Source organism: Pseudofulvibacter geojedonensis, from assembly GCF_042675745.1.
GTDB lineage: Bacteria > Bacteroidota > Bacteroidia > Flavobacteriales > Flavobacteriaceae > Pseudofulvibacter > Pseudofulvibacter geojedonensis.
The window spans coordinates 56,963-70,455 of record NZ_JBHTJM010000001.1; the positions used below are offsets into that span (position 1 = coordinate 56,963).

At 30.4% G+C, this 13,493-nt stretch carries 10 protein-coding genes; 1 reads left to right on the top strand and 9 read right to left on the bottom strand.

The window, feature by feature from the left end; all coding sequences use genetic code 11:
• Positions 1-528: 528 nt before the first annotated feature.
• The 7 genes from ACFQ1O_RS00250 to ACFQ1O_RS00280 form a co-directional block, all read right to left on the bottom strand.
• Entirely contained in the window at positions 529-2,802 is a 2,274-nt protein-coding gene (locus tag ACFQ1O_RS00250; protein ID WP_377712086.1) for an ATP-binding cassette domain-containing protein, read from the bottom strand.
• A gap of 5 nt (positions 2,803-2,807) precedes the next feature.
• Positions 2,808-3,371 (bottom strand): TetR/AcrR family transcriptional regulator, encoded by a 564-nt coding sequence (locus ACFQ1O_RS00255; RefSeq protein WP_377712088.1) that lies wholly within the window; start codon positions 3,369-3,371, stop codon positions 2,808-2,810.
• Between the two features lie 2 nt (positions 3,372-3,373).
• Positions 3,374-3,925 (bottom strand): dihydrofolate reductase family protein, encoded by a 552-nt coding sequence (locus ACFQ1O_RS00260; protein ID WP_377712090.1) that lies wholly within the window; start codon positions 3,923-3,925, stop codon positions 3,374-3,376.
• Between the two features lie 810 nt (positions 3,926-4,735).
• The gene (locus tag ACFQ1O_RS00265) at positions 4,736-5,842 is read right to left on the bottom strand and encodes a bestrophin family protein (protein WP_377712092.1); all 1,107 of its coding nucleotides are present in this window, start codon (positions 5,840-5,842) and stop codon (positions 4,736-4,738) included.
• A 65-nt stretch (positions 5,843-5,907) separates the two neighbouring features.
• Complete coding sequence (locus tag ACFQ1O_RS00270) at positions 5,908-6,111, bottom strand: hypothetical protein (RefSeq protein WP_377712094.1); 204 nt, start codon at positions 6,109-6,111, stop codon at positions 5,908-5,910.
• Positions 6,108-6,554: a redoxin domain-containing protein gene (locus tag ACFQ1O_RS00275; RefSeq protein WP_377712096.1), complete on the bottom strand. Its 447-nt coding sequence runs from the start codon at positions 6,552-6,554 to the stop codon at positions 6,108-6,110. The genes ACFQ1O_RS00270 and ACFQ1O_RS00275 overlap by 4 nt, the downstream gene beginning before the upstream one ends.
• Before the next feature lie 3 nt (positions 6,555-6,557).
• Positions 6,558-7,151, bottom strand: a complete 594-nt coding sequence (locus ACFQ1O_RS00280; protein ID WP_377712099.1) for an NAD(P)H-dependent oxidoreductase — start codon at positions 7,149-7,151, stop codon at positions 6,558-6,560.
• 103 nt (positions 7,152-7,254) lie between these two features.
• On the opposite strand from ACFQ1O_RS00280, the gene ACFQ1O_RS00285 reads away from it, so the two are divergent.
• Positions 7,255-7,614 (top strand): winged helix-turn-helix transcriptional regulator, encoded by a 360-nt coding sequence (locus ACFQ1O_RS00285; RefSeq protein ID WP_282122421.1) that lies wholly within the window; start codon positions 7,255-7,257, stop codon positions 7,612-7,614.
• Positions 7,615-7,810: 196 nt separating this feature from the next.
• On the opposite strand, the gene ACFQ1O_RS00290 is transcribed toward ACFQ1O_RS00285, so the two are convergent.
• Both ACFQ1O_RS00290 and ACFQ1O_RS00295 read right to left on the bottom strand, forming a co-directional pair.
• The gene (locus tag ACFQ1O_RS00290; protein WP_377712101.1) at positions 7,811-10,390 is read right to left on the bottom strand and encodes a T9SS type A sorting domain-containing protein; all 2,580 of its coding nucleotides are present in this window, start codon (positions 10,388-10,390) and stop codon (positions 7,811-7,813) included.
• Between the two features lie 163 nt (positions 10,391-10,553).
• Positions 10,554-13,445 carry a sensor histidine kinase gene (locus ACFQ1O_RS00295; RefSeq protein WP_377712103.1) on the bottom strand — a complete coding sequence of 964 codons (2,892 nt, stop codon included), beginning with the start codon at positions 13,443-13,445 and terminating at the stop codon, positions 10,554-10,556.
• Between the last annotated feature and the right edge of the window lie 48 nt (positions 13,446-13,493).

Below are 13,493 nucleotides of genomic sequence, written 5' to 3' on the forward strand. Positions count from 1 at the left end.
GTTTTTATATAATCAAATTGCTTAATGCAATTTATTTATAACACAATTATCCATCGCTTGCCAACGCCAAAAAAAGCAAAAAGCTTTTAACTTCGCATTTATAATTCATCTGTAATTAAAATTCTCGTTGTAAAAAATTTTCAGGAACTTCTCGTTAATATTACGCAACATTACAAAATTTTCCTTTACTTAAATCCTAGCTTAAAAATTTCTGTACACTTGCTTTATTCTAGCTTCCATTAGAATATTCATTTAATTGGTACTTCTAATATTATGTAAAATAGAAACTAAAACTGTTAAACTTCTTAAGGTTTGATTTATCTTTTTTTCTTGATAAAGAAGAACAAAAAAATCAAGACTGCACAAAACTTTGGAAACAATTACGGTTCGTTGCTCTATATTTTAGGAAACATTGTAACTAACCAAGATTACTATAGAACATACTTGAAAACGCATAAATACCAATAAAATAGTGAGTAAACCCCTAAAATATGGTCGCTCCACTTTCCTATTGTTTTAGCCAAAGTTTTATGGGGTCGGCAACTTCGAACTATTATATAGATTTAGAAATTTAGCGGTATAGCTGTTATTATTTTTTTGCAATTGATTTGGTGTTCCTTCAAAAATTAATTCACCTCCATTCTTACCTCCTTCTGGTCCTATATCAATAATCCAATCAGCATTATTCATAATATCTAAACTATGTTCTATTACAATTACTGAATTACCTTTATTCACTAGCTTCTCTAGTAGTTCAATGATTTTAGTAATATCTGATAAGTGTAAGCCAGTTGTAGGTTCATCTAGAATATAAATGTTTCCTTCTTTGTGTAATTCACCTGCTAGTTTTACACGCTGACATTCACCACCTGAAAGCGTTGATAATGGTTGCCCCAATTGTAGATACCCTAAACCTACTTCTTGTAATACTTTTAGCTTCTTTAAGATTTTACTATCTGTAAAAAAATCTATCGCCTGATTTACTGTCAGTTCTAAAACATCTACTATCGTTTTATTGTTCAGTTTATATTTTAGAACTTCTTTATCATATCGATTACCATTACATTTTTCACAATTAGTTTTAATGGGATCCATAAATGCTAAATCCATTAAAATATATCCTAATCCTTTACAGTTTTCGCAAGCACCATCTGCATTAAAGCTAAATAAAGAAGCTTTAGTATTAGAGTTCTTCTCTGCAAATAATTCTCTAACTTGGTCGAATACACCTGTATATGTTGCTGGATTTGAACGTATAGATTTACCAACTGGCGATTGGTCTATAACAATTGCTTCAGAATATTTACTTAAAAACTCTTTATGGATTAGTGAGCTTTTACCAGAACCTGCAACGCCTGTTACACAAACAAATATGTTGGATGGTATTTTAACATCTATATTTTTCAAGTTATTTGCTGTGGCATTTTTGATTTCAAAAAAATCTTTCCAAGGCCTAAAGTTCTTCTTTACCGGTATCTTTTGATTTATGTATTTACCTGTTAATGTATTAGCACGTGATAGTTCTTTAAAGCTTCCTTGAAAAACAACCTCTCCACCTTTACTTCCTGCATGTGGTCCCATATCTACAATATGGTCTGCAATTTTAATTAAATCAGGATCGTGCTCAACCATTAATATGGTATTACCCTGGTTTCGCAATTCTTTTAATAAACTCGCAACTAAAGCCACATCTCTAGGATGCAAACCAACACTAGGCTCATCTAAAACATATAGCATTTCTGTTAAACTATTACCCAACTGTTTTGCCAATTGAACACGTTGTGCTTCTCCGCCAGATAAAGTTCCTGTTGCTCTTGATAAGCTTAAATAACCTACACCAATTTTGATAAGATTATCAGTTCTTTTAATTAACTGTTCTAAAATGGTTTCTGCTTCTTCACTTTTTATTTCCCTGAAAAATTCTAATAATTCTGTAAGTTGAAGTTCTCCCAGTTCATGAATATTCTTCTGATTAATTTTACAAGCTAACGCTTCTTTTTTTAATCGCGCTCCGTTACAATCTGTACACGTTGTAGTCTTAACAAACTGTGTTATAATTTTTTGTCTTGACTTTGAAAGGCTATTAAAATCTTTCTTGAGAAATCCTCTATTTATTTTGGTAACAATTCCATTAAAATTAGCATCAAAACCTTGTTCTCCTTCGCTTAATTTAAACTTAATTCCATCAGCATAAAATAGCATTTCTTTTTCCTTATCGGTATACTCTTTTAAAGGCTTGTCAGCATCAAAAAAACCTGTGTTTATAATTATTTTCCAAGCGAGGGAATTCACTTTAAAATCAGGAAAAAGTATTGCACCTTGTTTCAAAGATTTGTTCCAATCTATGATTCCGTTTATGTCTAAATTGTTTATGGTACCAGCTCCTCCACATTTTGGGCACATGCCCTCAACAGAATTTGGCGAAAAGTGATTAGACATACCAACTGCAGGCAGTCCAACCCTGGAATATAACAACTTTAAAAAAGCTGAAATTTCAGAAAGTGTACCAACATTAGAGCGCGAATTACCCACAATCCTTTTTTGTTCTAAAAGAATAACTGGCGATAGATTAATGATTGAATCGTAGTCTGCTTGGTCATATTTTGATAAACGACTTCTAGCAAATGTGCTAAATGTATCATACAGCTGTCTTTGTGCTTCAGCTGTTATGGTTTCAAAAACTAATGATGATTTACCCGAACCCGACAAACCTGTAAATACTACAATTTGATTTCTTGGTATTTCAACATCAATATTCTTTAAATTGTTCTGTCGAGCACCTTTTATTTCTATATGCTTCATAATATCTATACCCTTTGAAGTAACCAGTTTAATCCTTTATAAAAATCTTTGATAGTTAATACCCCTAAATCAGTTTTCTTATTTTGAGAAGCTGCAGCTAATGCAAAACCATTTGTATAATCTGAAATTATGTCGGCAAATACCCCCCCCTCTTTTTCATCATTTAATAAAGTGATTGAATGTGCTCTAATAGAGTTTATAAGGTCAAATAATTCTTGATTGAATAATGAATGGTCTGCTAATAAAAGTCTTGTTACATTTGGGTGTTTAAAAACACGCTCACAATAATTTACTAATAATTGTTTGATTGCTTCTTTAGAATTTACTGTTTCTGAAATTACAGATACATCTTTATAAACAATCTCAACAAGATTTTTTATTATGTCATGACGTGTACCAACATGATTTTTTAGTGCCATTGCTGTTACCCCAAATACTTTTGCCAACTTTCTAAATGAAAGCTCTTTTTCTCCTTGATTATCTATAATTTTAAGAGCCTCTTTTAGAATTTCATCTTTAGACAAAATCAGCTTATCATTAGTAGGCCTTCCTATTGGATTTTTTGACATAATTAATCGTTTATTAATTGATAATGGTTTTGTATAAATCCAAATTTCATAGACTTTGACGAAATTAACTCTAAATCAATATCTTTTTCTAATTCTCCAAATAATCTTTTGCCTTTACCAATAAGAATTGGTATTTGAGTAAGCGTAATTTCACTTATTAAGCCTTTACTTATAAATGACTGAACTAACTTGCCTCCATCAATATATATTTTCTTTAAATCATTTTCATAAAGAAACTTCATAAGTTCTTTGGGTTTAAGATTCTTTACAGTTACTTTTTTTTGTAGCTCTTTAGGAACGTCATATTGAGTCAATGTTCTGCTCATTACATAAGTATGCATTTTATATGGCCATTGGTTAAAACCAACTATAGTTTTATAAGTACCACTTCCCATAACAAGTGCATCCATTTTCTTTGTAAACTCTTCAAAACTATTGTCGTTTTCATCAACTTCATATTTCATTAACCAGTCTAATGAGTTATCGCCTCGTGCTACAAAACCATCTAAACTTGCAGCCATAAAGACATATCCTTGTGAATAACCTTCTTTCATATTTATAAAATTAAAAAGTGTAAATATACAGCGTATAATTACAATATAAAAATTGTATTCCATTCCACACACATTCCACTACTCTCTTATCGTCGTTGCGTGTAAAGAGTGTTCCATTAACTTTAGAAAAGAAGCTTTGGAGAAGAAAACATTTAAAAGAAAAATCAGCAAATGAAACTATTTCTTTTACCAAAGCAAAGTAACATAATGCTGACCATTATAGTACAAATGTATTGTATCAGTAAAATGGCGAATACTGTGTATTTAACATAATTGTAGATATAATGAACACACAGTGTTTTATATCGTCAACAATTATGTTACAGCTATTTTACGACTAATGTTAGTTTATAATTCTATATATTCATTATTTATTTTACACACAAACGCGATGCATTTATAAGCTCTTTAATTTAAATTAGAAATCTGGCGAATAATTTCCAACACTTGCCAACGCCTAAATAAAAACTTACCTTTTTGCTATTATTAAAAATCACGTATTCGATAAAATATACGTCATAAAAAATTTTAGACGATTCTCGTAAGCTTGCCACAAGAGCATAAAATTACTCTGCGAGATAATTTCTATGCACTTGTTATATGTAGAACTTGAATTAATGCTTTTTTTTAGTGTTTCATTATCTTTAGTCATATTTCACTATATTTTAGAAAACCTTAGAACTTACTTAGTTTATATATAACTAAAATTAAAAAGCGAGAACCCAATTTTATTCGGTTCTCGCTCTCTAAAATATCATCACTCCACTCACCTATTGTTTAAGCCAAAGTTTTATGAGGTCGACAAAAAAACTACATCTGAATACCATTCTGAGACTCGATTGGCCCAGGTATTTCTGAGTCATCATCACCTATCATTTGTCTAATATCGATTTCTATTCCACGTGACATAGTTGTTATTGGAACATCATTAGCGATACCTTCAAATGGATTTTCAGAAACTTCTCCTATACGCTCCATGGTATGAAAAATCCAAGAAATTACGATACTAAATGGAATTGTGAACCACACAAAATGGTTTCCTATAAATTCAATAACATGATGAAAACCTCCTTCAGGATAAGGCTTCCAAGTTTCAACTAATTCTAATACTATATTACCAATTTTATCAAACTCGTGCATCATTCCAAAGGGTAATAATGCCACGAAAATCCAAATAAAAAAACGATTTAAAGTCGCAAACTGCCTTGGATATGGAAAGTTCTTAATACGCTCTGCTTTACCTTGTAAGGTGAAGAATTCTACCATCATCTGTTCCATTTCTAAAAAAGAAAACTCCCAAATATGACCACTTTCCTTAAGCTTACGAAGTTGCTTTGATTGTAAATTAATACATGCGGTTTGCTTGTTATTCTTACTTAAAATGAATTGTTTGTCGTCTTCGGTTACATAACCATCTAACTCTGCAGCTAAAGTGAACTTACGTTCATTAATCTGAATACCTTCCATATACTCCTTATCTGATTTATTTTTGCTGGAAAGTTCCCATGGTTTTGGTGTACGAAGCGCGTGACGCAATGAAGTCATCCACGTAACATGACGCATAATCAGTTGCTTTTTTATTTTAAAAAGTTCGTCTTCAGAATAGTGGTCTTTAGCATGTTCATTGGTAATAAAATCGTTTACCATAATAGCAAATGATCGCGATGCATTAACAATACCTCCCCAAATTTTACGAGCTTCCCAAAGACGTCCATATGACGCATTATTTTTAAATGAAATTATAAACGCAAGTGCTGTACCTACTAATCCAATTGGTAACCAAGGCAAGTGTAACCAATACCATTTAAATACAGAATATAATATGACAGGAATTAATGATAGAATTACAAAAATGTAAATATAACGCCTTGTCCAACCAAGCATTTCTTTAACGGAATAATTTCTTCTTGTTAACATGGACTAAAATTTAATATGTTGATCTTAAATACGATTGATTCATCATAAAGCAATTTAATATAAATTTAGATTGCTTCCAAAGCTTCTACTAACACATCAGGATTAGGACGTTTGGTATAGTCTATAGAATACTCTACGTATTTAATAACACCATCAGTTCCAATAATAAAACGCGCTGGTATTGGTAAGGTCCATGAATCATCACCATTATAATTTGGTAAGCTTATTTTGAAAGTATCCTTATATAAGGATTTAAGTGGATCTTTCATTGTCCAACGTAAACCAAATTGTGCTGCAATTTTATTTTCTGTATCACTAGTAAATCAAAGTTTAATCGTTGTCTCTCTACTATTTGCTTGTTATGTTTTTCTAGTTGTGGAGAAATACTTAACATCGTTGCGTTTTGAGTTTCAAACTGAGATTTGTAACGCTTTAGATTACTTAAATCCAAATTACAATAAGGACACCAAACGCCTCTGTAAAATGTAATGATTAAATCACCTTTTTGTAATAATTCTTTACTTGAAATCATTTTGCCTTCCTGGTTTGGAAGTAAAAATTCTGGCGCTTTATCTCCTACTTTCAATATACTTTCTCCAATGCCAGAAGTTTCTAAATCTTTAGTTGCTTGATGCATAATAGCAACATTTTCTTGAGGCATACTTCCCTCAATCTTTGCTTTTAATTTTGCTAAACTCTCTTCTAATGTCATGACTTAATTGTTTAAAATATGTTGCTTTATATGCTCATCAAAACGTATAAAATCATTTTCAATATCTGGGTTTTTCATAACGTCATAAGCTACAAATGTTGGTAAAGCTTCCATACCAAAGAATTTAAAATTTAGGTGTGTTGGTAAGAATAAATCGTCTACGCCATTTCCTGAGAAGAACCATTGGTTCTTGTCATTAAAAGCGCTTTTTGGTGCATTAAAGGTTAGGGACAACATATATTTTTTGCCATTTAAAGTTCCTCCTGTTCCATACTGTTTTGAAGCATCTTCTCTTGTACGACCATCACCAGCGCATAATCTACCATCCATTCCAAAAGAGTATACATAGTCCTGATATTTTTTGAAGCTCCATGGTGTTCCCATCCAATTTACGGGTGATTGTACAATAACAATGTCTGCCCATTGATGCTTAGAAATTTCATCATCAATATTATAATCGTCTTTCATTGTTGTGGTTTTGATTTCAAAATCTTCGTTTGGCAACAGATCTTTTAAACGATTTACCAAACTCTTGTTAAGCTCTCCTTTAGAGAATTCGTATTCCTCATGAGCATTAATTATGAATATGTTTTTCATTTTCTTTACTTTAAATAAATTGTTTCACAAAGATACTATTAATAGTTTATTTTTGATATCATTGTAATTTTTTACTTAAATTTGTGGTAACAAAAAAGTAACTATGGCACGTAAAGTAATTGATAATCCTAATCATTGTTCTTTGGTTCATGCAATGAATATCATTGGTGGTAAATGGAAACCTATTATAATTTATCTCTTAGCTAATGGCAGCTTAAGGTTTGGGAAGCTCTTGATATTTATTCCAAATATTTCTAAAAAAGTACTGACTGAACAACTTAGAGAGTTAGAAAGTGATGGTCTAATTATTAGAGAACGCTTTGCCGAGATACCACCAAGAGTTGAATATTCATTGTCTAAAAAAGGTGAAGCCTTACTCCCTATTTTAAAGCAGTTAAGTGAATGGACTGTTTCAAGCTTTGAAGATGTTGAATTCGAAACTTGTAGAATTATTAGTATTTAGATAGCAATTAACCATTTCACACTATTACACTACTCTCCTATCGTCGTTTCGTATAAGAAGTGTTCCATTAACTTTAGTAAAAGAAGGTTTTGAGAAGAAAACTTTTAAAAGAAAAATCAGTAAGTAAATAGACCTTTATAGAAAAAGCTCAGTTATTACAACTGAGCTTTAAACGCAAGCAATTTTAAGATACTACTTAATTTTTTATAAAACGCTTCACTCCTACTTTACCATTTTGTGTATATACTTTTAGCAAGTACATACCTAATGATAAATTTGAAACATTAATTTCTGAAGTATTATTTTCTAACACTTTTTGTCCTTGTATAGAATAAATTTCTACTTTTTCTAAACTTTCTTCTAATTGAATATTTAAGCTATTTTGTACTGGATTTGGATGTATTTTAAATGCCTCTAACAAGTCATTATCTGCAATACCTAATGGAGGTGCTCCAAATTCATAAGCTCCCCTATCTACTGTAGCATTAAAAATTCGTTGGTTTCCTAATAAATCGGCAGCAGTGGTGGCCAAACTATTATTTCCTGTATCAATAGCATATGACCCTGTACTTAACTGAAATGCTGGGTTTAAATTTGGATCGGTTACATAAGTACCCGTTGGTGCACTTGGAAAGGTTGAAAAACCATCTTCGTCTGTATTGTTTGTTACTTGTAAGGTTCCTACTGTCCCAACGTTATTGGTGTTATTAAATTCCTCACTACTACTTGCCGACTTACCAATAGATTTTGATAACTGTCCTCCATTTTCCGTATTCCCCCAAAATATGTTATTTGCTATGGTAATATTTCCAAGTTTACCATTATTTCTTGATAAAGTTATAACAGGAAAATTACCAGCATTTGTGTTTGCTGTACCCAAACTAACATTATTAACAAAGGTATTGTTTACTATAGATGCATTGAGAATTACGTTATTAAAGTATGCACGCAAACGTGCAGCTGCTCCACCTGTTCCAGTTCTACTTAGCGCTGTATTATTGGCCGTTTTATTGGCGTTAAATAAAGAGTTTGTAATTGAGATATTAATAGTTTCACTAGAGCCAGATAAATGATAATCAATTCCTGCGCCAACATTAGCTAAATTATGTTCTATAACACAAGCATCTATTGTTATACTTGATGTGTCATTTGATGTGATAGACAAGCCTGCTCCAGACAGCGCTACATTGTTTTTTATCACACAATTCTTAATTATTAAATCAGTAACAGATATTGCTTTATATATTCCAGCGCCAAACCTATCACTACCACTTGTTGCATCGGCATAACCATCTTTTACAGTGACCCCATTTATTTCAATATTATTAGCAATTACTTCTACTACATGCCTACTGTTATCATCTCTCGTTAAATCATTAAAATCTACTGTAGCGTCATCATCACCTAATAAATCACCACTTAAAATAGTTTCGTTGGTGGTATGTATTTTTGTAATATCCCTATCAGATAACGTAGTTTCAGTTCCTTCAAAACCTCCAAATAAATTTGTATTTAAAACAAAACTAGCACTTCTATCTGTTGTAGCTATTGGCTTATAAATACCTTTAGCAACCCAAACATCTACACTTGACGTTGCTATATTTAATGCTGTTTGTAAATCTGTATAAGCGTTTGCCCAAGAAGTTCCATCATTATTTCCAGTTGCGTTTTTATTTACATAAATCTTTGGATTTGGTTGCGTGGTTTGAAAGTTTTTAGAGTCAGACCAATTGGGGTTATTAACACATTGTTTTTTTATGTAAACTTCATAATCTGTAAACACATCCAACCCTATTAAATTAACGATAGAAGATACCGTTGTACTTGAAATATTAGTTATGATTGTGGCATTACTAAAGGGTTCGGAAGTTTTATGATATGCTAAATCATATACATCACCATCACTAGCTATTGTAACTTTGGCTGTTGTGTTTGTGATATCTGAAATGCTTAAGATTGATGTAGAAGCTTTAAAACAATAATTGTTATAGTTTGCCAATGTTTCTACTTCAGCCGCTGTAAACCTTCTATTATATATTAATATATCATCAATAACATCTGAATACCGATTTGCGATAGGTAAATGATTATATCTACTATTTGCAACTGTAACATTACCATTAGTAATTGGTGAAGTAGTTATTGGAGCTGAGACTATAGTATGTGTATCTAAAACATTATCTATATATATGTTTGATGTAAAATTACTGCTAGAAATATCTTCTGTTGCACTAAAGGTTATGACTATATGATGCCATTCACCGTCTGATATTACCATAGGATGTTCGTGTCCATAACCTATTACAGATGGATTATTCCCTGGATTGGTTACAACAAATCTACTGGATAAATTTATTTTTCCGTTTCTGTAAAAAATATAGTAACCAATGTCATTACTATCAAAACCGGCGGAGGTATCTCGGGTACTATCATCTATAATAGTTTTAATATCGCTAGTATTCGTATTGGTTTTTAGCCAAAAAGAATAACTCAAATCAAACGCATCAGAAAATGGGTTGCTACCTGCTATTGAAATATTAGGTCTTGTTAAATAATCGCCATTAAGGTTTATGGCACTTGTAGGTGCAGAATCAAAACGATCATTAACCTCTGTTAGAGCTGTTCCTGTTTGGGTAAAATCATTTCCTCCTACAGAGCTGTCTTCTAAAACAGCACCATTGGCAAAGTTGTATTTTGCCCTAATATTAGTTGTTGAAATTTGTGCAGATGCAAACCCATAAATGAGTAACAACACATATAGTTGTTTGGTTTTCATAATAATTAATTTATAAAGTTTTTTATAAATGTATTTCAATTTACTTATCGCGTAACAACAAACTTTATGAATGTAAAATTGAGTTTATGAATAAAGAATTTACATTCTTTTTTTAGTATAAAAATTGAGCCAGAAAACAAGTGTGGTGTGTATAAAAAATGAATTAGAATTGTCTTTTAAAAGGCATTAACACCACTACTTTAGTCCCTATTGAAAGATTTTTTTCATATAAATCCTCAATTGAATAACCAATATTACCGTTAAATTGTTTTTTAAAAATTTCTAATCGCTTTTCAATTGCACCTAAAGCATATGATTCGTGATGATTTCCTTGCCTTTTAGATATTTTTGCAGCCTCTACTCTTCCTATTCCATTATCAATAATGGTACATTGTAATACCTCATTCATTAATTTAAAATTAATAGTAAGTATTTTATTTCCTGACTTATGCAACAAACCATGAACTAATGAATTCTCTATAAAAGGCTGTATTAATAAAGATGGTACATTTATTTCTATATTTTCAGAGTAATTTATATCATAGGTAAATTCTTTTCCAAAACGTAATTTCTCTAGTTGCAAATAAACTTTTAAGAAACGTAACTCCTTCTCTATTGGTATAAAATCTTTATTTGAATAATTTAATGCATTACGTATTAACTCTGCAAACAATACAATAGAATCGTAAGATGCTTCTGTATCCTGTTTTAACACTAAATCTTGAATAGAATTTAAAGCATTAAAAATAAAATGCGGATTCATTTGAGAACGCAATGCTGTTAAGTTTATGGCTATTATTTCTTTCTCTAAAGATAGTTTTTCTAGCTCTACAACACGTTCTCTTTCTTTCTTTCGCATTTTACTTTTAAAGTATAAAACTATACCAATAGTAATAAATAATATTATTAAAGTTATAAACCACCATGTTTTCCAAAATGGAAGGTTTATTACAATGTTAATTTCTTTTATAGTGCTCGCTTTAGAGGTACTAGGTAAACTAGGTTGCACTTGAAAAGTAAAATTACCCGCAGGTAAGCTATTATATTTTACAGCATTTTCACCTGCATCTGTTAAAAACCATTTATCATTAAAACCTTTTAGTCGATATTTATAGCGTCCTTTTGTATTATATGATAATCCATTAACATTAAAACCTAATTTAATTGAATTTTGATGAAACTTTAAATTGTAGCTTGATGTTATGCTTGTGTCTTTTTCATTAATTTGAATCTGATTAAAATATACCTGAGGATGATAATTTTTAAAAGATTTTTCTTTATCTATTGAGAACAATCCTTCACTAGATGAAAAATAAATTCGATCATTAACTATTTCTATTCCAGATATATCATAAGATAAAACCCCTTCATTTTTGGTAAGTGTTTTAAACTGTTTAGTATTAATATTTAACGATTGTATACTGTTTTCTAAAGCTATCCATAAAATATCTTTATCGGCTTTTATTTTTTCTATATTGTTAGATGTTAAACCATTATGTACATTATAATGGTATAAAACGGTATTGTTTTTAATTCCTAATACACCATTTTTAAAAGTAGCTACCCAAATGGTACCATCATTAGTTTTTGTTATAGATTTACCGTAAATAGGTTTATTTTTATATTGTATTTCTTTTGAATTCCATACACTATCATAAACAATTAAATCGTCTACATATGCAACATAAACTTCTTTATTTTGCTTGTCGTATAATGAAGTATAGGTACGTTTACCTGTAGAAATAATTTTTCTTTTTGTTAAAAGAGTATTTTTGTCTAATTCAATATCAGATTCTCTTACTAATTTAACGCTGTAGTAATTTGTGCTTACTAAATTGCCATTATCATCAATCAAAAAACTTTTAACCGCCTGGTAATCGCTCACTTTAGTGTATTTTGAATTTTTAATATTAACAACATACGAACTCCGATCTTTACTTACAATTATTTTATTGCTTGGGTGGTATATTAAAGATGAAACCCTGTCATTTGTTGGTAAAGTAATTATTTTGCTTGAATTCTTTTTCGTATCATATACCCCTATTTTCCCATTTGTAAGTCCGAAAATAAGTGTACTATCGTTTACTTTATCTAAACTACTAATGTTTTTATTTTCAGATAAAATAGAACTTTTTTCAATGTTTATATTTGGAATAATATAAATACCACTATTTAACGTTGTAAACCAATAATTATCATCCTTATCTTTTACTATTCTGGTGATGTCTTCTTCTTTAAATAGTTGCTTTTTAAATTGAAACTTATCATTTGTATAACTATACATCCAGACACCTTTATTAGTTCCTATCCATATTTCATTGTTATTAGAAAATATTGCATAAATCCTTTTATCTGCAACAGCTTCTAAACCTTTAATTTTTTTAAATCTATTTTTAGAGATATTAAATCGAAAAAAAATGTTTTTAGACATCCTGCTTTGCACTAAAAACGACTCTGAATCTTGTTTAAAAATAATTGATTTACCTTGACTAATGGCTGAATTATTTTTAGTTCTATATGGTAAGTGTGTTGCTAAAGAATGTAATTTGGCGCTTTTACCTAAATCGATTCTGTAAACGGAGTCTTTACTTTGAAAATAGATTGCTTTTTTATCGCTAAATGGATTTCCTAAATCTTTGTCTCCAATTAAGAAAGTAGAAATTTCTTTACTTTTTAAACTTATCTGATAAACTTTAGAAAGCGAAAATACCCATAAGTAATGATTTCCTATTGCAAAATCGGCTAACTCTCCTTTTAGCTTACTACTTAAGTCTATAAATAAATTTAACTTATTATTCTTAGTATAAAAGAATTGTCCTGAAATATTATTGCACCATATTTGATTGAACTCATCTTGTTTAACACCAAACACAGACAATCCTTTTTGATGCTGGTTGGTATATTGTTTAAACTTTTTACCATCATATTTAAATAGTCCTTTGTCTGCAGCAAGCCAGATAAATCCCTTGCTATCTTCTACTATGCTATAGAATTCTTTGTCTGGCAACCCATTTTTTTCTGTGAGATGTAAAAAAACAGGTTCTTGAGCTTGCAATAAACATGAAGCGAAAAATAAAAGATATAGTAATAAGTATTTGATATA

Excerpts from the sequence above, each read along its gene's own strand:
- ACFQ1O_RS00250 (WP_377712086.1), bottom strand. The coding sequence starts at position 2,802 with ATGAAGCATATAGAAATAAAAGGTGCTCGACAGAACAATTTAAAGAAT.
- ACFQ1O_RS00255 (WP_377712088.1), bottom strand. The coding sequence starts at position 3,371 with ATGTCAAAAAATCCAATAGGAAGGCCTACTAATGATAAGCTGATTTTG.
- ACFQ1O_RS00260 (WP_377712090.1), bottom strand. The coding sequence starts at position 3,925 with ATGAAAGAAGGTTATTCACAAGGATATGTCTTTATGGCTGCAAGTTTA.
- ACFQ1O_RS00265 (WP_377712092.1), bottom strand. The coding sequence starts at position 5,842 with ATGTTAACAAGAAGAAATTATTCCGTTAAAGAAATGCTTGGTTGGACA.
- ACFQ1O_RS00270 (WP_377712094.1), bottom strand. The coding sequence starts at position 6,111 with ATGAAAGATCCACTTAAATCCTTATATAAGGATACTTTCAAAATAAGC.
- ACFQ1O_RS00275 (WP_377712096.1), bottom strand. The coding sequence starts at position 6,554 with ATGACATTAGAAGAGAGTTTAGCAAAATTAAAAGCAAAGATTGAGGGA.
- ACFQ1O_RS00280 (WP_377712099.1), bottom strand. The coding sequence starts at position 7,151 with ATGAAAAACATATTCATAATTAATGCTCATGAGGAATACGAATTCTCT.
- ACFQ1O_RS00285 (WP_282122421.1), top strand. The coding sequence starts at position 7,255 with ATGGCACGTAAAGTAATTGATAATCCTAATCATTGTTCTTTGGTTCAT.
- ACFQ1O_RS00290 (WP_377712101.1), bottom strand. The coding sequence starts at position 10,390 with ATGAAAACCAAACAACTATATGTGTTGTTACTCATTTATGGGTTTGCA.